This is a genomic window from Bartonella sp. 220B (assembly GCF_026930205.1).
Classification (GTDB): domain Bacteria; phylum Pseudomonadota; class Alphaproteobacteria; order Rhizobiales; family Rhizobiaceae; genus Bartonella.
This window is the reverse complement of sequence record NZ_JANHOI010000005.1, coordinates 62,655-84,446: the sequence shown is the minus strand read 5'-3', so window position 1 is coordinate 84,446 and position 21,792 is coordinate 62,655. Positions and strand designations below refer to the sequence as shown.

The following is a 21,792-nucleotide window of genomic DNA, read 5'->3' as shown; positions in this document are numbered from 1 at the left end:
CAATATTTTTTATGTCTTTCTCATTTAATTGGCAAACTTTCCCGATTTTGGAAAGCCTTTTGGCACCAAACATCCACTTCCAGCACGCATTCCCATCCACTCCATAAGATCATCAGCTTGACGATTAAAACAGCGTTCTGCCGTATCCTGCCAACTTAAACCCTCTGATAAATTAAAGGTTTTTGCATCAACAATGCCCCCCTCTTTGTAACGTTGTAAACGAACACCTTTACCACGAATCATTTCTGGTATTTGTTCAAGAGCAAAAACAAGCATTTTGCGATTTTCACCAACCACTGCAACATGATCCCCTTTTACTGGAATACAAAGCTTTACTTTATCAGGATACTTCACATTCATAACTTGCTTACCTTTTCGTGTATTGGCAATCACTTCAGCTGCTGATACAATAAAACCATTGCCATGAGAGGAAACTAAGAGACGTTTATCCTGTGCGTTATAGACAAAAGCGGTCAAAACATCATGATCATCATCCATATCCACTAAAATACGAATTGGTTCACCATGACCTCGCCCCCCAGGCAAATTATTTGCAGAAATAGCAAAAAACTTTCCACCAGTACTTACCACTATAATTTTATCTGTAGTAAATGCTGGAAATGCTATCTTTAAACCATCTCCTTCTTTAAAGGAGAGTGCTTTGTAATCACTTAAATGCCCCTTCAAAGCACGCATCCAACCTTTTTCAGAAATAACAATCGTTACCGACTCTTTTTCGATCATCGCTTGGTGGATATCATCAATATCATGCCTTGGTGCTTCTTCAAATGTTGTACGCCTTTTTCCTAAGACCGTATCAGGACCAAAAATTTTGCGAATTTTTGTAATTTCTTCTGAAATTATTTTCCATTGCTTTGCATGAGAGGATAATAAATCTTGCAATTGTTTTTTTTCAGTTCTCAAACTTTCAAATTCTTTACGAATTTCAAATTCCTCGAGCTTACGTAAAGAACGCAAACGCATATTAAGAACAGCTTCAGCTTGATTTTCTGTTAATTCAAAATGACCAATAAGTTCTTTTTTCGGTTCATCCTCTTCACGAATAATATGAATAACCTCATCAAGATTTAAATAGGCGATAAGATAGCCATGGAGAATTTCTAATCGACGATCAATTTCTTCAAGTCGATAAGTAGAACGACGAATCAAGACTTCTTGACGATGTTCAAGCCATTGCTGCAAACTTTCCCGCAAAGAGAGAACATTTGGTATTCTTCCCAAAGATAAAACATTAAGATTAAGAGGAAATCTTATTTCAAAATCAGTCAATTTAAAAAGAGACTCCATAAGGAGCTCAGGATCAACCGTACGATTTTTGGGAATAAGCACGATGCGAATATCTTCTGCCGATTCATCTTGAATATCCTCAAGCATTGGTAACCGCCGTGCAAGCAATAATTCCGCTGTTTTTTCAATCAGGCGTGATTTTTGAACTTGATAGGGAATTTCAGTAACAACGATAACATAAGAACCACGGTTGCCACTCTCCTGATGCCAACGTGAACGTAACCGAAAAAAACCACGCCCAATACGATAAGATTCCTCAATACTTTTTTTCGGTTCAACTAAAATGCCCCCTGTTGGGAAATCAGGACCAAGCACGAACTGATTCAATTCCTCATCATTAACATCGGGATGAGCAATCAAATGGAGCGCTGCATCACAAAGTTCAGCAACATTATGGGGTGGAATAGATGTTGCCATACCAACAGCAATACCAGAGGAACCATTCGCTAAAAGATTAGGGAAAGCTCCCGGTAAAACAGTGGGTTCTTCATCTTCCTCATTATAGGTTAAACGAAAATCAATAGCATTTTCATTAATCCCCTCAAGCAACAATGCAGCCACTTCAGTCATACGTGCTTCCGTATACCGCATAGCAGCAGCATTATCACCATCAATATTACCAAAATTGCCTTGTCCATCAATCAAGGGATAACGAACAGCAAAACTCTGAGCCAACCGCACTAGTGCGTCATAAATAGATGCATCACCATGCGGATGAAATTTCCCCATGACATCACCAACAATCCGTGCACATTTTGCATAGGACTGCCCTGGATGAAGTTTGAGCAAACGCATAGCATGGACAATCCGCCTATGTACTGGTTTCAAACCATCACGCACATCAGGCAATGCACGGTGCGTAATAGTAGAAAGTGCATAAGCCAAATAACGCTCCTGTAAAGCAGAGCGTAACTCTATTGGTTCAATATGTTCTTTATCAAAAGGTAAATTTGTTTTATCAGACATAATATTAGGACAACAATTCCCCAAATAACGAGCAATTATTCTATAAGATTTCTTCGATGCAATTTTTCATAAGCCAATTATTTTTATTAAAAATCGACCATATAAAAACAAACATTGCGATTAAAACATGAACAGAAAATTATATCAATTTGAAAAATTTATCCATGTGCTTTTATAATCCAATCGAGCAATAGATGAAAACACTTGATGTGTTAATGCAAAATGTCTTTGAAAAATAATGAAATATTGTCTTTAAGAACGACCAAGAGAAACAAATAAATCCAAAAAAGTAATCCATAGATTCATCAAACCTATAACGGTTGATACTTTCAGAATAAATAGAAAATCTAAAAAACAATATTATTGCTCATTTAAGTCTGGTATATATTTAGACTGAACATGCTAAAATATGAAATAGTTTTCTCTTAAAAACAATGAGAACAGCTTTTAAAACAATTTCTTAGCAATAATAATTCTACCAGTATTTTAAGCGTAAATTTTTTAAAAAAACTAAAGCATTCTTTTTAAGAATCTGCTCATAAATGCGTTCTCTCACCTTATATTTCTTTAAGTACGCATATTGTATAAACGCGTACTTCAATTGGTATATGATAAAATTTACGAAGTATTTAAAACTTAAAAACCCAAGCTCTTAGAAGAATATAATCTTTAGCCACAGTGCGTCATTTTTCAAACATTAAAATACAAGACTACTTCTTCTAGTTCTTCCAAGTTAAAAAACTGAAATAAAGCATATACCTTAAGCTTGTTATAAACGACATACGCACCGATGCGATTTAAAGACATTAAAGCTTTACTGTAGGTAAGGACGCTAACAACACACCATCAATTTATGAACCATTTTTAGCAGCAGAAGCAATTCGTATTCCTAAATCCCGTAATTGTTGAAGAGAAACATCCGATGGAGCACTCATCAAAAGATCAAGCGCTTGTTGATTCATAGGAAATAAAGCAACCTCACGTAAATTTTTAACACCTTGCAAAAGCATAATAATACGATCAACACCCGCGGCCATACCGCCATGCGGTGGCGCCCCATAGTGGAACGCACGATAAAGAGCACCAAAACGATCTTCCACGACCTCTTTAGAAAGACCAGCAAGATTAAAAACTTTAAGCATCATCTCTGGTGAATGATTACGGATTCCACCGGACGCAATCTCATAACCATTACAAACAAGATCATACTGAAAAGCCTTAAGAGTAAGAGGATCTTGGTACGCAAGAGCATTTTCTCCACCTTGAGGCATAGAAAAAGGATTATGTGCAAAATCAAGCTTTTTCTCATCTTCATTCCATTCAAAAAATGGAAAATCAACGATCCACGCTAAAGAGAAACATTCCCGATCCACAAGGTCTAATTCTTCCCCTACCCGTGTACGTGCTGCTCCCGCAAAAGACGCAAATTTCTTTGGATCTCCTGCCACAAAAAAGCAGGCATCACCACTTTCAAGGCCAAGATGCATACGAAGCGCTTCAGTTCTTTGCTCACCAATATTTTTAGCAATAGGACCAGCACCTTCAAACTTTCCTTCTTCTTTACGCCAGAAGATATAACCGAGCCCTGGCTGCCCCTCACCTTGTGCCCATCCATTCATACGATCACAAAAAGCGCGGCTTCCCCCTGTCTTAGCCGGAATAGCCCATACCTGTGCATTCTCATCATTTGCCAGAATTTGAGCAAACACTTTAAAACCAGAATCATAAAAATGCCGTGAAACATCTTCCATAATAATTGGATTGCGTAAATCAGGCTTATCAGTACCATATTTTCGTATGGCTTCATCATAAGAAATACGAGGAAAGCTCTGTGTTACAGGTTTTCCATTTGCAAACTCTTCAAAAAGAGAACGCATAATGGGTTCCATTGTTACAAAAATATCTTCCTGTTCAACAAAACTCATTTCAACATCTAATTGATAAAATTCCCCAGGAAGACGATCTGCCCTTGGATCTTCGTCTCTAAAACATGGTGCAATTTGAAAATAACGGTCAAAACCCGACATCATCAATAATTGTTTGTATTGCTGAGGCGCTTGTGGCAATGCATAAAATCTGCCCTGATGAAGACGACTTGGAACTAAAAAATCGCGCGCACCTTCGGGGGAAGAAGCTGTCAAAAGTGGTGTCGTAAATTCCGTAAAACCATTATCCTGCATAGAGCGTCTGATAGCAGCAATAACTTCAGTACGGCGCATGATGTTCTTGTGCATAGTTTCGCGACGTAAATCAAGAAAACGATATTTTAATCGAATATCTTCTGGATAATCAGGTTCGCCAAAAACAGGGAGAGGAAGTTCATCAGATTTCGAAAGAATTTCCACCTCTTGTGCAAAAATTTCAATCTCTCCTGTTGGAAGAGATGTATTAATAACCTCATCAGAACGTGCCGACACTTCCCCATCCACACGAATGACCCATTCAGAACGCACTGTTTCAATAACTTTAAAAGCTGGTGAAGCAGGATCAGCAACAATTTGTGTAATTCCAAAATGATCACGTAAATCTACAAAAAGGATTCCGCCATGATCACGGACACGATGTACCCATCCCGAAAGACGAATCTTTTTTCCTACATCACATTTACGAAGAGCAGCGCAATGATGACTGCGATAACGATGCATAGTTTTTGCCTTTGATTATAATTTCATATGCGCTACAAACGCTTTTTAATAACCATTTGTCAAGATATGGGAATCAAAGACTCAAAAAAAAAGCCAATAAAAGACAAATTTAATTTATCTAGCTATAATAAAATGATGAATCTTATTACACAAACAACAGATCTTGAAATTGCCATTGCTGCTCTACGTAACTCAGATTTTGTAACAGTAGATACTGAATTTATCCGCGAAACAACCTTTTGGCCTCAACTATGTTTAATTCAGCTTGCATCACCAGATGTCACTCTACTGATTGATCCAAGAGCACCAGATATTAATTTACAAGCATTTTTTGATCTCATGATCGATAAAAAAATCATCAAAGTTTTTCATGCTGCACGTCAAGACATCGAAACTATTTATCATCTTGGAGGAATCATTCCCTATCCTCTTTTCGATACACAAATAGCAGGATCAATTTGTGGATTTGGCGATTCTATCTCCTATGATCAAATTGTACAACGCTGTACAGGTCATCACATTGATAAATCATCCCGTTTTACAGATTGGAGTTACCGCCCTCTCTCCGAAAAACAACTACGCTATGCACTTGCCGATGTGACCCATCTAAGAGATGTTTATCTCTTCTTAAAAAAGCAGTTAGAAAAAAACAAACGCACCCATTGGATGGATGATGAAATAGCGATTCTGTTAACTCCAAAAACCTATGATATGCCTGAAGATGAAGCATGGAAAAAAGTAAAAGGCAAAGTACAAAAACAGCGTGAACTTGCCGTATTACAAAAAATAGCCGCTTGGCGTGAACGCAAAGCACGAAAATACAACATCCCACGTCGTCATATCATGAAAGATGAATGCCTTATCGAAATCGCAATCCAACAACCAAAAGATAAAGCTGCTTTAAAACGTTTGCGTAGCTTGAATAAAAATTGGGATAAATTCTCAATCGCACAAACGTTAATAAAAGCTGTTCACGAGGGGTTAGAAGTTGATCTTGCTACTGTACCCACTCTTCCTAAATATAATCCACTCAATGAGACATCAAATGCCATTGTTGATCTTCTCAAAGTGTTATTAAAACTTGTTGCGAACGAAAACGGTATTGCACCTAAAATTATTGCAACTTCTAATGACTTAGAAAAAATCGCAAATGGATGTAAAAAGAAAAAAATCCCAGCTATGAATGGTTGGCGCTATGAAATATTTGGTCAAAAAGCTGAACAAATGCTCAAGGGACAAATAGGGTTTTATTTTCATGATGGGAAAATAATGACCAAACAGTTTTAATTCATAAAAAACAGTTACTTGCATACTACAATTATTGTCATAAAAATCCCCTAATGGAGCTTATATGTCTCATTTTATATAAAAGTTAATGGAAAATCAAAAAGGAGAAAAGCTCTTATCAAATTTTAAAGAATCTTATTCTGAAAAAATCCGTTATATTATCATACAATCCATATTTTCAGATGAACTGAAATGAATTCCCCAAATAATGATGAAATCCTAAAAACAGAAAACTTTCAATTTTCAAAGAGTAATAGGGTTTTCTGAATCAATATCGCTTGGCGTATTTAAAAATTGCAGCTTAGCTCAAAAAGAAAAATAAGGAGATATAATATTTTACGCACGATACCATAAAAATTAAATGCTTTATGGAAAGAACAACTTAAAGCCCCAAAGAGAGAACTGTAGAGCAATTAAAATACATAATATAATAGAAAGAGAATCAGAAAGTTTCGAAAGAAAGAGGCAATTTTATTATTTTTGATAATTTTTTAAGCCGCGTGAGAGGACGTTCTCCCAATAAGTCAGCATAACACCTTGGAACATACAAAACAACATGGTCTTTCTTTTTATACCATGAAAAATGGGGTAAAATTCCAGCAGTAGAAGCACTAAAAAGATGGGCTATACGCATGATCTCACCAAGAATGTGTGCTTTCTCAATTATATTTCTGGTTGCTAATTGAAAAAGAGGGAGGGTTTCTACATCCATCAACAACCCCTTATTGCGAAAAAAAACAGCAAGCGCAGCATAAAGTCGCCCCTCATGAGAAATTCCCGGATAAGATCCCAATGCGATTCGGTTAGCCGCTTCATTGCCTCGATAATCTGGATGTATACGCCAACCAATATCCGCAAGAAGACAAGCTGCTTTACGGTAACGACACTCATTTTCAGTCTCTGAAATTCCAAAAACATCAAAGGCATTGGTAGTGAAATCAATGAGTTCTGCTGCCTGCTTTGGTGAGCGCGCTCGTAGAATAGCCATTTCAGTACATGCTGCAATGAGAGGATCTGAAACACGAATCTCTTGTGATAATTTTGAATAAAGAAAACCTTCGCGAACTCCAGCTCCAGAAAAAATTATTTTTTCAAATCCTATAGACTGAATGAGTTCAATAAGAACAATCGCTCCATAAGACAAGAGCTGACGACGATTTTTTGAAACAGCTGAAATCCCTTTCATATTATCGATACTGCCACTTACGACAAAACGTAAGAAATCTTCCATTTCAACGGCATCAACTTCATAGCCATGCATAACAGGCAACGAATAATGTTTGGTTGCCATATGGAGTTTTGCCAAATTCCGCCAAGTTCCTCCAACCGCATAAAAACGACGTGCCATACCTTTATGAATAACAGCAGCTTTAGCAAAATGCTCATGGACAATTTTTGTAGCAACAACAATATCATTACTGGACATATATTGTAGCCGTAAACCACCTAATGGTAGAGTTACCCCCTCACCCACATGAGAGTTATCAATATTAATAAGTTCAAGACTTCCTCCACCAAGATCTCCACAAATACCTTTTGGTTGATAAAAAGTAGAAATAACCCCATATGCTGAATAAAGAGCTTCCTCATTTCCTGAAAGAAGATATATTTTATTTTGCAAAATATTTTCCGCATTTTGAATAAATGCTGATCCGTTTTTCGCCTCTCTCGCTGCTGCTGTTGCTAGTGTATAGATATCCTCTGCACCAATCTGTCGACAAAGTGCACGAAACCGTTTTAATGCCTGCAGCGCCATTTTCATGGATTTTTCTTCTAAAAATCCAGTTTCTGCTACACCTTGACCAAGACCACAGAGAACTTTTTCATTAAATAAAACTGTAGGTGAACGAACAAGACCTTCATAAATAACAAGTCGAACAGAATTTGAACCAATATCAATAACAGCGACAGGCTTACACCCTTTCAGTCGACCCTGAGCATTTACATATGTCATTGGATTTCAGTCTTTACGCAATTTGGCATACTGCCGATGTAACGCAACCAAATGCGAAGCAGAAGACTCAAACTTTTCCTTCCACCCCAAAAGACCTTCTTTGGCCATAAAATACTCCTGCGCATTAAACGGACTTTCACCTCTTTGTGGTGTTATACGTCTTGACATTCCGCTGTTTAGTATATCAAAGCTTTGTTGATTATCAATAATATTAGCAAGCATAACTTGTAAAAGAATCTGCTTACGAACCATTTTATTAACAACTGGAACCAATATTTCAATACGATGATCGAGATTACGAGGCATCATATCAGCCGACCCCAAATAAACAACTGCGCTTTCACTGGGCAAATCTTGACCATTACCAAAACAAAAAATGCGACTATGTTCTAAAAACCGCCCTACAATTGATTTTACACGAATATTATCTGAAATTCCTGAAATATCAGGACGCAAACAACATATACCTCTCACCACCAGATCAATCTGCACACCCGCTTGACTAGCACGATATAAAGCATCAATAATTTCAGGATCAACCAATGCATTAACCTTCATCCAGATAGCAGCAAACTTTCCCTGTTGCGCATGAATAATTTCTTTTTCAATATGCTTAAGAATACGACTCCGCAATGTTAAGGGTGAAAAAGCAATCTTCATTGCTTCATTTGGACGTTTATATTGAGCAATATAATTGAATAACAATGCAACATCATGAGCAATATCATTATCAGTAGTAAAAAAAGAAAGATCAGTATAAATTTTAGCATTCACTGGATGATAATTTCCAGTTCCAAGATGAACGTAAGAACAAAGGCGTTTTCCTTCACGCCTCGTAATTAGCGACATCTTAGCATGTGTTTTTAATGCAATAAAACCAAAAAAAACGCGCACACCTGCATGCTCAAGATTACGTGCCCAACGAATATTTGCTTCCTCATCAAAACGTGCTTTAAGTTCTACCAAAGCCGTCACAGATTTCCCCTTTTTAGCAGCTTCAATCAAAGCGCTGACAATTGGGCTATCATTTGATGTGCGATAAAGAGTTTGTTTGATTTCTACAACATCAGGATCGCTAGCAGCCTGACGTAAAAATTGCACAACAACATCAAAGGATTCATAAGGATGATGAATGACCATATCATTTTCGCGAATAGCAGCAAAGCAATCACCATTATGTTTACGTATACATTCAGGAAAACGAGGATTATAAGGAATAAATTTCAAGTCATCACGTGGAATAGATACAATTTCTGACAGCATATTAAGCGCCAAAAAACCATCGAGAACACTGATACAATTATGAGGAACAGAAAGACCTCTCGTTATAAATTGGCATAAATTCTTTGGCATTTTTGCATCAAATTCAACGCGAATAACCTGCCCACGGCGACGCTTTTTAAGAGCTGTTTCAAAAAAATGAACAAGGTCTTCAGCCTCTTCTTCTACTTCAATATCACTATCACGAATCACCCTAAATGTACCCATTCCATCAACTTTAAAATCAGGAAATACATAATGCATAAAAAGGCTCATAACATCTTCAGACGCAATAAAACGAAAATGATTGCCTTCTTGAGGAAGAAGAATAAAACGCTTTAAAGTCGTTGGAACAGGCAATAAAACTATGAATGCGTGTTGATCAGCACATCGAGACAATTGAAGAGCAAGTGAAAGCCCTAAATTAGGAACGAATGGAAAAGAATGAGTAGAATCAACAGATAAAGGTTTTAGAACGGGATAAATTATATCAAAAAAATATTTTTCAAGCCATGATTTTTCAATTTCTGAAAGCCCCTCAGGACAAATAATTTTAATATCATTCTGTTCTAATTCGTGACGTAAAATTCTCAATTCTCGTAGTTGATGAGCCTGCAAATATGAAGTCTCAGCTAACACAAAATCAAGTTGTTCTCGTGGTGTACGCCCATCCGCGCTACATACTGTAACTTGATCACGAATCTGAGCAGCAAGACCAGCAACACGAACCATAAAAAATTCATCAAGATTAGCTGCTGAAATCGAAAGAAATTGTAGCCGTTCTAGTAAAGGATGTTTTGGATTAGCAGCTTCCATCAATACACGCGTATTAAATTGTAGCCATGAAAATTCTCTATTAACAAACCGCATCGGATTTTCCATTGTTATATCCAATAGAGAAATCTGATCTGTCACCCTCTGTTTCATAAACTCTAGCTAAGCTTTCTTTTTATTTTTAAAATTTTTATGGATAAATATCTCATAAAACGCTTTATGATCTGTTACCGTAATAAAAACATATCAATAAATAAACTTTCTTATTTATAGGCATTTCATATTTCAAAACGCTTGAAACTCTTTTCCTTGCCAAGGACTCAAAACATGGTAATGGGTCTGTATAACAAAAAGAACTTTGGTTTATCTTAAAAAGCTCCTTGCATTATTCTAAGCTTTATTACAAACTCATGCATAGAGAAAGAGAAGATCCAAATCATACCTGATTTAAGCAATTTATTCGGAGCTTGTTCATGGCCGATCACAATATTCCCCATTTCCACAACGATCTTGGATATAAAACCATTGAAATTGGTGTAAAAGAATTTATGTGCGTAGGTGCGACACAGCCATTCGATCATCCTCATATTTTTATCGATATGGGATCAATGGATGAAAAAATTTGTCCTTATTGTTCAACACTTTATCGCTATGTTCCCTCACTATCATACAATCAAACAAACCCAACAGGATGTTTATACCAACCAAACAATTCATTATAGTGCATTCTCCACTCTTTCAATATGAAGGAAATACATGGATCAATCACCAATCATTGTTGGAGGAGGTATTGCTGGTTTAAGTACTGCTCTGGCTCTCGCCCATAAAGGAATTGCAACGACACTTATCGAAAAATGTACACAGCTTGATGCTGTAGGTGCTGGTATTCAGCTTACTCCCAATGCAACCCGTATCCTTGCGCATTGGGGAATTCTCAGCAAGCTTCTTGAAAGGGCTACAATACCACATTTTCTTGAGTTAAGAGACGGAGTTTCTTTAAAAGTGCGACTGCATGCTAATCTCACCAATTTATCGGAAAAAAATTGGAGTGCTCCGTATATCACGATTCATCGTGCAGACTTACAAAAAGTTTTATACAATGCTGTCATGGAAAATCCTTTGGTCAAATATAAAACAGGCGAAACTATTGTATCCTCTACCCAAACGGCTCCTAATAGCATTCATATAAAAACAAGAAAGACAGATACATCAACTGAGCCACAACAATATCAGTTTTATGCAACACAACTTCTTATCGGTTGTGATGGAGTTTGGTCTACATTACGGCAATTAGCTCCTTTTCATGAAAGGGCAAATTTCAGTGGCTTTATTGCTTGGCGTGCAACAACAAAATTTGATAACCTTCCTAAAAGCTTTTGTTCTTTATTACAAAATGTGAAGACAATTACCGCTTGGATGGGACCCCAAAACCATCTTGTTGTCTATCCCATTCAATCATCAACAAAGGTTTTTAATTTTGTTGCCATTACGCATGGAAAAAATTCAGAAAAAGGATGGGCACATAAAGGAAATAAAGAAAATTTGAAATTTCTTTTTAAAGATTGGAATCAACAAATTTTGCAAGTCTTTGACCATATCGATGAATGGACTTATTGGCCACTCTTTCAAATGAAACAGAACCGTTTTTTAGGTTTAGAAAGACAAGTATTTGTTGGAGACTGTGCACACGCAGCCTTACCCTTTGCAGCGCAAGGTGCTGCTATGGCAATCGAAGATGCTGCTACATTAGCAGAAGTGCTCTCGCTTAAAGACTTTTCATTAACGAAAGCTCTTTCACTTTACGAAAAAATACGCATGCCCAGAATTATAGCAGTAAAAAAACGTGGAGATTTTAATAGAATAGCTTATCATGCAACTGGTCCTCTAGCAATTGCACGTAATTTTATCATGAGAATTCGCACACCAGAGAATATCATATCTAGCCTTAATTGGCTTTATATGTATGATGCTATGAACTTAACTGAAATAAGATGAGATTTCTTTATTTCGTTACATAAGAAATGCATGATAGCGCAATAAAATCTTTTAAAACTTACAATCCAATTCAAAGAAAAGTTTTACGACACTGATAAAACAAAAACACTTTTCAAAACAAGTCTTCATTTTAATAACTCTTCCTTTAAACCAACTCCACATTGACAACACCTTGTATCGATTTCATAGCATTCGCCACACGTGAATTAACCTTGTATCGCTTTGGAAGCGTAATTTCGACTTCGCGTAATCCATCCTCTTGAATAAGAATAAGGCCTACTTCTCCATTTCCACCAGGATTCAAATTTTGCTCAATTTGCGCAAGCATATCGACTTTTTTTATAAAGAGACGCATCATTTTATGATGTTGTAAGTCCTCATTTTCCAGAGATTGAACTGTCTCAAGTCGCAAACTGATACCTTCAGAGCGATTTTCTGCACTCACGGTAATGATAAAAGATTTCCCTGGCTCTAGCAGATCCTCATAATCCGAAAGTCCCTCAGAAAAGAGGACTGTCTCATATTGTCCACTCGTATCAGAAAAATGAATAATCCCCATTTTCTTGCCAGATTTTGTTTTACGCACTTGTTTTGCTACGACAGTGCCAGCAAGCCTAGCAGCTTCTGCACCTCCTTTGACAGCATTAGCAAAATTAATCCAAGTTTGTACGCGTTTTTTAGCAAGAATATCTTGATACTCATCCAGAGGATGAGCAGAAAAGTAAAAACCTATTACTTGAAACTCTCGATAAAGTTTTTCATCTGGTAACCAAGGAGCTGTTTGCGATAAAATCAAAGGCTCTTTTAACCCACCCGTCATCCCAAATATATCAATCTGTCCACTAGAATGATTATCAAGAATACGAAGTGCACGCGCATGAAGAGTTCCAAGACTTTCTAATAAAATCTCACGTGCAATATGAAAGCAATCAAAGGCACCAGCACAAATCAAACTTTCCATTGCACGCTTATTAACAATACGAGGATCAATACGCTCACAAAAATCTTCTATATCCTTAAAAGGTTTATTGCCACGACAAGCGACAATATGATCGACGACCGCTTCCCCCACACCTTTAATGGCAGCAAGAGAATAATAAATACAGTTATCACCAACCTCAAAAACCCGATGTGATGTTTGCACACAAGGTGCAATCACTTTAATACCCAGTCTTAATGCTTCACGCCGAAAATCATTTAATTTATCCGTATTTGTCATATCATACGTCATTGAAGCGGCTAAAAACTCAACTGGATGATGTGCTTTCATATAAGCTGTTTGGTAAGAAACAATTGCATAAGCAGCAGCGTGCGATTTATTAAAACCATAATCTGCAAATTTTGCTAAAAGGTCAAAAATAATATCAGCTTGATCCTTATCAACACCGCCAGCAACAGCTCCCTCTACAAAACGCGTACGTTGTTGTTGCATTTCTTTATGAATTTTTTTGCCCATAGCCCTACGCAATAAATCCGCTTCCCCAAGCGAGTAACCAGCAAGCACTTGAGCAATTTGCATAACCTGTTCTTGATACACAATAACACCTTGTGTTTCTTGAATCAGATGATCTATCTTCGGATGAATAGAAGCAATTTCTTCTTCCCCATGTTTGCGCGCGTTATAGGTTGGAATATTTTCCATTGGACCAGGACGATAAAGCGCTACAAGAGCAATAATATCTTCAATACGATCTGGCTTCATCCCAATCAATGCCTTACGCATACCGGAACTTTCCACTTGAAACACACCAACCGTTTCACCACGTGCCATCATAGCATAGGTTGCTTCATCATTCAGAGAGATATTCGACAAATCTATTTGAATACCCTTTCGGGCGACAAAATCTACCGCCATTTTCAAAACAGTAAGGGTTTTTAATCCAAGAAAATCGAATTTTACCAGCCCAGCCTGTTCAACATATTTCATATTAAATTGTGTAACAGGCATATCGGAACGAGGATCACGATACATAGGAACAAGTTCTGAAAGTGGCCGATCACCAATAACAATCCCTGCTGCATGCGTTGATGCATGACGATAAAGCCCCTCCAGCTGAAGTGCTATATCTAACATGCGTCCTACAACCGGATCTTTTTTCTTTTCTTCCTCAAATTTAGGCTCATCCTTGATAGCATCAGCCAATTCAACTTGGCTCCCAGGAGTAGCAGGAACTAATTTTGTAAGATAATCCACTTGACGATAAGGGACTTCTAAAACACGCCCAACATCACGCAGCACCGCACGTGCCTGTAACTTACCAAATGTAATAATTTGTGCAACTTGATCGCGCCCATATTTTTTTTGAACATATTGAATAACTTCTTCGCGCCGCTCTTGACAAAAATCGATATCAAAATCTGGCATAGAAACACGATCTGGATTCAGAAAACGTTCAAAGAGAAGAGAAAAACGCAATGGATCAACATCGGTAATAGTCAAAGCATAAGCAACAAGTGAACCAGCACCAGAACCACGTCCTGGTCCAACAGGAATATCATGCGCCTTCGCCCATTTTATGAAATCTGAAACGATAAGAAAATAGCCAGAAAATTGCATACGTGTAATAACGGAAACTTCATAGTCAAGCCGCTGCTCATAATCTGCAACAGTATATCCTTCGGCCAATCCAATTGTCTCAAGGCGCATTTTTAAACCCGCCTTGGCTTGATTTAATAATTCACGATCTTCTACTTCTAAAGCAAAGTTTGAATCAACAGACTGCTCTATAAAACGAGGCAAAATTGGTTTTCGAATGGGTGTAGCTATATGACAACGCAATGCAATTTCAACACTGTTCTCTAGAGCTTCTGGAAGATCAGAAAACAGTGCAACCATTTCATCTTGTGACTTCAAATAATGATCCGGTGTTACACGTTTACGATCTGGATTAGAGACAATTTGTCCTTCTGCAACCGCCATCAGTGCATCATGTGCTTCATAGCCTTCTCTATTCAGAAAAAAAGCGTCATTGGTTGCAACAAGGGGAATTTCATGTGCATAAGCCAACTCAATAAGTGCAGATTCTACTTGTCGATCAAAAGAGTCATGCCGCTGTAACTCCACATAAAGACGATCACCAAAAAGATTTTTTAAAGAAATTAAATGTTCAACAGCACGTTCTTTTCTCCCTTCTGCCAAAGAAAAATTAAGTGGACCTCCCTTACCACCTGTTAAAGCGATGATTCCTTCACTGTGTGATGACAGGCAATCAACTTTAATATGAGGAGGATCAGTATCACTCTTATCAAGATAGGCACAACTAACAAGATGAACCAAATTCGCATAACCGATCTCACTAGCCGCTAACAAAACAAGAGAACACAAATCAGAAGGATAGTGCCACTTAACAAAACGCGAATTATCATTTTTATCACCAAAATCAACGGTAAGCTGACAACCAATAATAGGCTGAATCCCATGCGAGAAACAATATTGTGAAAACTCCAATGCACCAAATAAATTATTCGTATCAGTGATAGCAACTGCTGGTGTTTGATCCGAAATCGTATGTTGAATAATTTGCGGAATTTTTAAAGCCCCTTCGAGCAGCGAATAAGCAGAGTGCACTCTCAAATGAATAAAGCGAGGAAGAGATTTGTTTGTCTCTCGTATTGTATTTTTATCTTCTGCCACTCTCAAAACTCCCACTGCAAAATAAATACCAAATTGCAATCCTTATTTGTCTTAATAATAAGAAAATACTCTCAATTATTACGTTCTTAAATCTATAAACGCATCACTCTGCATATGAGCCAAGACATTCAAGTTTTATTGATATTTACAGAAGACTTCCATGAAGAAAATATCCCTATTCACAGCAAATAAACACACAAAAACAAAAAGGAGAACATTATAGAATATTACTAACATTCTATTCTTATACTTTTTTATTATGTAACTTTAAATATTGATTTTTTTCTTAAAATGCAAAATATAAAGAAAGAAAATTTCACATATATAACTTATCCCCAAAAAGCTCTTTTAAAACACTAGAAAAAATAAAAAGAGCAGGCTAAATTTCCTTATGCCTCCAAGCCTTATTACACCTCTTTTTAATTCTATCCGCACTCTTTCTGGGGTTACACCCAAGGTCTATAGCTTGCTAGCCAAAGTCTTAAATATTAATCCCACACAACGTGAACCTACTCTTATTGATCTTCTGCAATTAATGCCCCATTCCGTTATAGACCGTAGAATGCGTCTCAGTATTGCCTGTGCACAAGAGGGATCCATCATTACTCTCGAAATTGTTATCGATCAGCATCAACCACCACCCGTTGGTCGTAATCGTTTACCTTATCGCGTCATCGCGCATGATCTAACAGGAAAAATAAATTTAGTCTTTTTTCATGCTCAACATTCTTGGCTAAAAAAGCAACTACCGGAAGGAAAAAAAGTCATTGTATCAGGTAAAGTTGAACAGTTTAATGGACAGCTTTCAATGGTACATCCCGATCACATCGTACCAAGCGAGCAATCAAATCAGCTTCCCTTTATTGAACCTATTTATCCTTCTACCGCTGGATTATCAGCAAAAACACTAAGGCGTGCAATACAAAACGCTTTAGATTCTATTCCGCTCTTACCAGAATGGATAGAAGAAAGCGTCAAAAAGCAGCAAAACTTTTCTTCTTTTCCTGTTGCTTTACGCCGCATTCACACCCCCATCGATCCTGATGATTTAAGCTTAGAAAGCTCAGCGCGCAAACGTCTTGCCTATGATGAATTACTCGCTTGTCAATTAGCTCTTGGACTAATGCGTTTAAAAACCAAATCTCTTGTCGGTACTTCTCAACCATCAACAGGAACTTACACTCAAAAATTGCTGAAAGCCCTCCCCTTTGAACTTACAAACGGACAAACAAAGGCAATACAAGATATTGCAAATGATCTTGCTTCACCAGAACCGATGCTAAGGCTTCTTCAAGGTGATGTAGGAGCAGGAAAAACTGTTGTTGCACTAATGGCAATGGCACAAGTTGCTGAAAATTTAGGACAATCCGCTTTAATGGCTCCTACAGAAGTTCTTGCTAGGCAACACTTTGCTACAATTGCGCCTCTTGCTGAAAAGATCGGGCTACAAACCGTTCTTTTAACAGGACGAGAAAAAGGAAAATCACGTACAAATATTTTAAACGATATTTTATCAGGCCAAGCTTCTCTTATTATCGGAACCCATGCTCTTATACAAAATACCGTTACTTATTATAATCTTACTTTAGCTATTATCGATGAACAACATCGTTTTGGTGTGCATCAACGTCTTGCCCTTACAGCAAAAGGCCATAAACCTGATATGCTGGTAATGACCGCTACCCCTATTCCACGCACACTCGTCTTGACAGCTTTTGGTGATATGGATGTTTCTAAAATTACCGAAAAACCCATAGGACGGCAACCAATTACAACAGCAACACTTTCTTTAAAACGTATTGATGAACTCATAGAACGCATTGCCGTTGCCTTAGAAAAAGGAGAAAAACTTTATTGGATTTGTCCTTTAGTAGAAGAATCATCAACTCTTGATCTCACTTCAATTGAGAATCGTTTTGCTATTCTCCATGAGCGATTTGGAACACGTGTTGGTATGATACATGGAAAAATGTCTACGGTTGAAAAAGAAGCTGCCATGGCATCTTTTAAATGTGGAGATATCTGTATCTTAGTTGCAACCACAGTTATTGAAGTCGGAGTGGACATTCCTGATGCTTCTATCATCATCATAGAACATGCGGAACATTTTGGTCTTTCACAATTGCACCAACTGCGGGGACGTGTTGGACGGGGAGAAAAAAAATCCTCCTGTATTTTACTCTACAAAGATCCACTCACAAAAAATGCTGCAGAACGTCTTAATATTATACGCAATACAGAGGATGGCTTTAAAATTGCAGAAGAAGACTGGCGCCTGCGAGGAGAAGGGGAGCTTTTAGGAACACGTCAATCTGGTATGCCTGAGTTCCATATAGCAAATCTTGCAGTACATAGTGATCTTTTATCAATGGCAAGAAAAGATGTACGTTTATTTTTGCAACGTGATCCTACCCTTTTTTCAGAACGAGGAAAAGCTCTCCGTTTGCTACTTTATCTTTTCGGGCGTGACGAAGCTACACGTCTATTACGCGCAGGATAACAACAAAAAAGCAATCAAATAAAAATGAAAAGCTTCACAAGATACTATTGTAAAAATTCTTTTATAAATTTTTATCTCTTATTATTTTTCAACGAAGCCCTTGGAAAACTTACTCAACAGTGACTGATTTTGCCAAATTACGAGGCTGATCAACATCTGTTCCCAATAAAACAGCTGTATGATATGCAATTAATTGAATGGGTAAAGCATAAATAATGGGTGTAATCAATTCTGGCATATCTGGCAAAATAACAGTTGATAAGGTATCAAAATGAACTGCTTCTGCCCCTTTTTTATTAGTGATTAAAATAATACGACCATTGCGTGCTGCCACTTCTTGCATATTAGAAAAAGTTTTTTCAAACCACCGATCATAAGGTGCCACAACAATCACTGGGATTGTCTCATCCACCAGTGCAATCGGCCCATGTTTTAACTCTCCTGCGGCATAACCTTCAGCGTGAATATAAGAAAGCTCTTTCAATTTAAGTGCCCCCTCCAAAGCAATGGGGTAAGAAGTTCCACGTCCGAGATAAAGAACACTTCTTACATTTACGAGATGACGACAAATCCGTTCAATCTTATCATCTAACTTTAGAACCTCGTTTAAAATCCGCGGCACTTCTGCTAATTGTTGAACAAATTGATGTTCTGCCTTCTCTGCAAGAGATCCACGTCGCTTAGCAGCACTAAGCGCCATTGCAGCAAGCGTTGCTAACTGACAAGTAAAAGCTTTTGTTGAGGCTACCCCAATTTCTGGACCTGCTAATGTTGGGAGAATAAAATCAGCTTCTCTTGCCATTGTCGATTGTTCAACATTCACAATTGTCGCTGTTTTCACACCATTCTCACGACAATAACGCAAAGATGCCAATGTATCTGCTGTTTCACCAGATTGAGAAACAAATATCGGCAAGACATCAGCTGTTATAGGTGGTTCACGATAACGAAATTCAGAAGCCATATCATTATCAACACTTAAAGCAGCAAAACTCTCAAACCAATAACGTGCAACTAAAGTTGAATAATAAGCTGTTCCACAGCTTGCAAAAAGTATCCGATTAATATTTTTCCAATCAATCAAATTCTCAAATGAGCGAACTGTATAATTTCCAAGATCAAAATAATGCGCTAAATTATGAGAAATCACTTCAGGCTGTTCAAACATCTCCTTGTGCATGAAATGACGATGATTCCCTTTAGAAACCAATAAAGCTCCTTCAAACAATGTTGTAATAGGGCGTTTTACCAATTTGTTATTGGTATCGTAAATTGTTACAGCTTCCCGTGTCAGAACAGCCAAATCACCATCTTCCATATAACTGATACGATCTGTAAATGAAGCTAACGCGATGGCATCAGATCCTACAAAAAATTCATCTTTTCCATAACCAATTGCCAAAGGTGGACCAGAACGAACAGCAATCATAAGGTTATCTTCACCTTCAAAAATAACAGCAATAGCAAAGGCACCTTGCAACCTTTTCCAACTTGTGCGCATTGCTTCTTGTGGAGAAAGACCATTTTTTAGCGCACGCGTAATTAAATGTGCAATAACCTCTGTATCTGTCTCTGTTTCAAAGATATAACCATCTTCAATGAGTTCCTTTTGCAATTCTACAAAATTTTCAATAATACCATTATGAACAATCGCAAGTCGTTCCGTTACATGAGGATGAGCGTTCCGTTCCACAGCAACTCCGTGCGTAGCCCAGCGCGTATGACCAATTCCTAAATTTCCTTCTAGAGGCGTCTTTTTTAACTTTTCTTCTAAGTGAATGAGTTTTCCTTCAGCACGCATACGGTAAAGGCGTCCATTATGCACTGTCGCTATACCAGAGGAATCATAGCCTCTATATTCAAGACGCCTCAAACCATCAACCAAAGAAGATGTAACACACTTATTTCCGAGAATTCCGATAATACCGCACATTAAAAGCTCCAACTCACATCCTAAAATTTAGAGTATTCCATAAAACAATCTAGTAAGCCTTCATTCAAAGCCTTAAATCATCACATAACTCAAATATGTAACATGACAATACTTAAAAATAAGCCTCCCAATTGTGAGATTCCGATAAAGTAAAAAAATAAACTGTATCTGATCACTTTTTCTGTTTTTTTGCCGACAAACGTGCACGCAATCTTGCTGCACAATCCTCTTTTATGACCTGTCGTACACGCCCAAAAGCTATACTGTTTATAGGTACATTTTCAGTGATAACACTTCCTGAAGCAATATAAGAACTTTTTCCAATAATTAAGGGAGCAATAAGAGCTGAATTAGAACCAATAAAGGCATTATCACCAATCTGAGTTTTATATTTGTGAAAGCCATCATAATTGCACGTAATCGTACCAGCTCCAATATTGCTCGCTGCACCAATTTCTGCATCACCGATATAACTTAAATGATTAATTTTAGTATCCTCTCCTACTTTTGCTTGTTTAATTTCACAAAAGTTTCCAACCTTCACAGATCGTGCTAACTCTGTTCCAGGACGCAAACGTGCGTAAGGACCAATCCTTGCATTTGCACCAACCACCGCTCCTTCTAGATAACTAAATGCATGAATAACAGCACCAGAATGTACCTTTACCCCCGACCCAAAATAAACATTTGGCTCGATGATTACATCTGGTTCAATTTCTGTATCATAAGAAAAATAAACAGTTTCTGGTTTAAGGATCGTAACACCAGAGAACATTAAATCACATGCTTTGCGCTTTTGCCACACAGCATCAGCATCAGAAAGCTCCAAACAGTTATTAATTCCTATAACATTGTCAAAAGGCACTTCAACGACTCGAACATCCAATCCTTCACGTGCCGCAATAGAAACAATATCCGTTAAATAATATTCTTGCTTCAAATTATGATTATCAACCTTCTCTAAAAGAGAAAGTGCATGCTTCCCATTAATGGCCATTATTCCACCATTACAAAAAGAAATTTTTCTCTCTTCATCACTTGCATCTTTTTCTTCTATAATTGAGATAACTTTACCATTTTTCTCAAGAAGACGCCCATAACCTGTTGGATCTGAAGCATAAAAACCAGCAACAACAATATCAGCTCCCTCAGCAAGCTGCGCACGAATCTTCAGCAATGAATCTTGCTCAATCAAAGGCGTATCACCAAAAACAATAAGAACATCATCCGTCCCTTTTTGCAAAGCTGGACGCGCACAAAGAGCAGCATGAGCCGTTCCTAAACGTTCTTTTTGTTCAAAAATCATTGCATTTTTTACAAATGATTGAACAATTTCAGTGACATCTTCAGCACCAAGCCCCACAACAACTGCTAATTGTGAAATGCCTGCCAATTCTATTTGTTTGAGAACATGGCATATAAGAGGTAATCCAGCAATTTTATGCAGTACTTTAGGAAGAGACGACTTCATACGTGTCCCCTCACCGGCTGCAAGAACAATAGAAAGACAATTTCTAACCATAAAAACACATAAAA

At 37.5% G+C, this 21,792-nt stretch carries 11 protein-coding genes; 4 read left to right on the top strand and 7 right to left on the bottom strand.

Annotated elements, in window-relative coordinates; genetic code table 11:
* Window positions 1–24: 24 nt before the first annotated feature.
* Window positions 25–2,274, bottom strand: a complete 2,250-nt coding sequence (gene parC / locus NPX99_RS04960) for a DNA topoisomerase IV subunit A (RefSeq protein WP_269030791.1) — start codon at window positions 2,272–2,274, stop codon at window positions 25–27.
* A gap of 851 nt (window positions 2,275–3,125) precedes the next feature.
* Window positions 3,126–4,919, bottom strand: coding sequence for an aspartate--tRNA ligase (gene aspS, locus NPX99_RS04955; protein ID WP_269030790.1), 1,794 nt, complete (start codon window positions 4,917–4,919; stop codon window positions 3,126–3,128).
* A 132-nt stretch (window positions 4,920–5,051) separates the two neighbouring features.
* Here aspS and rnd point away from each other — a divergent pair, with 132 nt between their 5' ends.
* Window positions 5,052–6,206, top strand: coding sequence for a ribonuclease D (gene rnd, locus NPX99_RS04950; protein WP_269030789.1), 1,155 nt, complete (start codon window positions 5,052–5,054; stop codon window positions 6,204–6,206).
* 442 nt (window positions 6,207–6,648) lie between these two features.
* On the opposite strand, the gene ppx is transcribed toward rnd, so the two are convergent.
* Both ppx and NPX99_RS04940 read right to left on the bottom strand, forming a co-directional pair.
* Window positions 6,649–8,160, bottom strand: a complete 1,512-nt coding sequence (ppx, locus tag NPX99_RS04945) for an exopolyphosphatase (protein WP_269030788.1) — start codon at window positions 8,158–8,160, stop codon at window positions 6,649–6,651.
* Window positions 8,161–8,166: 6 nt separating this feature from the next.
* Window positions 8,167–10,347: an RNA degradosome polyphosphate kinase gene (locus NPX99_RS04940; protein WP_269030787.1), complete on the bottom strand. Its 2,181-nt coding sequence runs from the start codon at window positions 10,345–10,347 to the stop codon at window positions 8,167–8,169.
* Window positions 10,348–10,667: 320 nt separating this feature from the next.
* On the opposite strand from NPX99_RS04940, the gene NPX99_RS04935 reads away from it, so the two are divergent.
* Window positions 10,668–10,916: a zinc-finger domain-containing protein gene (locus NPX99_RS04935; protein WP_269030786.1), complete on the top strand. Its 249-nt coding sequence runs from the start codon at window positions 10,668–10,670 to the stop codon at window positions 10,914–10,916.
* Window positions 10,917–10,950: 34 nt separating this feature from the next.
* Window positions 10,951–12,189 carry an FAD-binding protein gene (locus NPX99_RS04930; RefSeq protein WP_269030785.1) on the top strand — a complete coding sequence of 413 codons (1,239 nt, stop codon included), beginning with the start codon at window positions 10,951–10,953 and terminating at the stop codon, window positions 12,187–12,189.
* Between the two features lie 145 nt (window positions 12,190–12,334).
* On the opposite strand, the gene dnaE is transcribed toward NPX99_RS04930, so the two are convergent.
* Complete coding sequence (gene dnaE, locus NPX99_RS04925; RefSeq protein ID WP_269030784.1) at window positions 12,335–15,823, bottom strand: DNA polymerase III subunit alpha; 3,489 nt, start codon at window positions 15,821–15,823, stop codon at window positions 12,335–12,337.
* Between the two features lie 391 nt (window positions 15,824–16,214).
* Here dnaE and recG point away from each other — a divergent pair, with 391 nt between their 5' ends.
* Window positions 16,215–18,323 (top strand): ATP-dependent DNA helicase RecG, encoded by a 2,109-nt coding sequence (recG, locus tag NPX99_RS04920; protein WP_269030783.1) that lies wholly within the window; start codon window positions 16,215–16,217, stop codon window positions 18,321–18,323.
* A 109-nt stretch (window positions 18,324–18,432) separates the two neighbouring features.
* On the opposite strand, the gene glmS is transcribed toward recG, so the two are convergent.
* Together glmS and glmU are read right to left on the bottom strand one after the other, a co-directional pair.
* Complete coding sequence (glmS, locus tag NPX99_RS04915; RefSeq protein ID WP_269030782.1) at window positions 18,433–20,256, bottom strand: glutamine--fructose-6-phosphate transaminase (isomerizing); 1,824 nt, start codon at window positions 20,254–20,256, stop codon at window positions 18,433–18,435.
* Window positions 20,257–20,428: 172 nt separating this feature from the next.
* Complete coding sequence (gene glmU / locus NPX99_RS04910) at window positions 20,429–21,778, bottom strand: bifunctional UDP-N-acetylglucosamine diphosphorylase/glucosamine-1-phosphate N-acetyltransferase GlmU (RefSeq protein WP_269030781.1); 1,350 nt, start codon at window positions 21,776–21,778, stop codon at window positions 20,429–20,431.
* Window positions 21,779–21,792: the final 14 nt, after the last annotated feature.

Coding starts and splice junctions, on each gene's coding strand:
- NPX99_RS04935 (WP_269030786.1), top strand. CDS start 10,668: ATGGCCGATCACAATATTCCCCATTTCCACAACGATCTTGGATATAAA.
- rnd (WP_269030789.1), top strand. CDS start 5,052: ATGATGAATCTTATTACACAAACAACAGATCTTGAAATTGCCATTGCT.
- parC (WP_269030791.1), bottom strand. CDS start 2,274: ATGTCTGATAAAACAAATTTACCTTTTGATAAAGAACATATTGAACCA.
- NPX99_RS04940 (WP_269030787.1), bottom strand. CDS start 10,347: ATGAAACAGAGGGTGACAGATCAGATTTCTCTATTGGATATAACAATG.
- glmU (WP_269030781.1), bottom strand. CDS start 21,778: ATGGTTAGAAATTGTCTTTCTATTGTTCTTGCAGCCGGTGAGGGGACA.
- NPX99_RS04930 (WP_269030785.1), top strand. CDS start 10,951: ATGGATCAATCACCAATCATTGTTGGAGGAGGTATTGCTGGTTTAAGT.
- aspS (WP_269030790.1), bottom strand. CDS start 4,919: ATGCATCGTTATCGCAGTCATCATTGCGCTGCTCTTCGTAAATGTGAT.
- ppx (WP_269030788.1), bottom strand. CDS start 8,160: ATGACATATGTAAATGCTCAGGGTCGACTGAAAGGGTGTAAGCCTGTC.
- glmS (WP_269030782.1), bottom strand. CDS start 20,256: ATGTGCGGTATTATCGGAATTCTCGGAAATAAGTGTGTTACATCTTCT.
- recG (WP_269030783.1), top strand. CDS start 16,215: ATGCCTCCAAGCCTTATTACACCTCTTTTTAATTCTATCCGCACTCTT.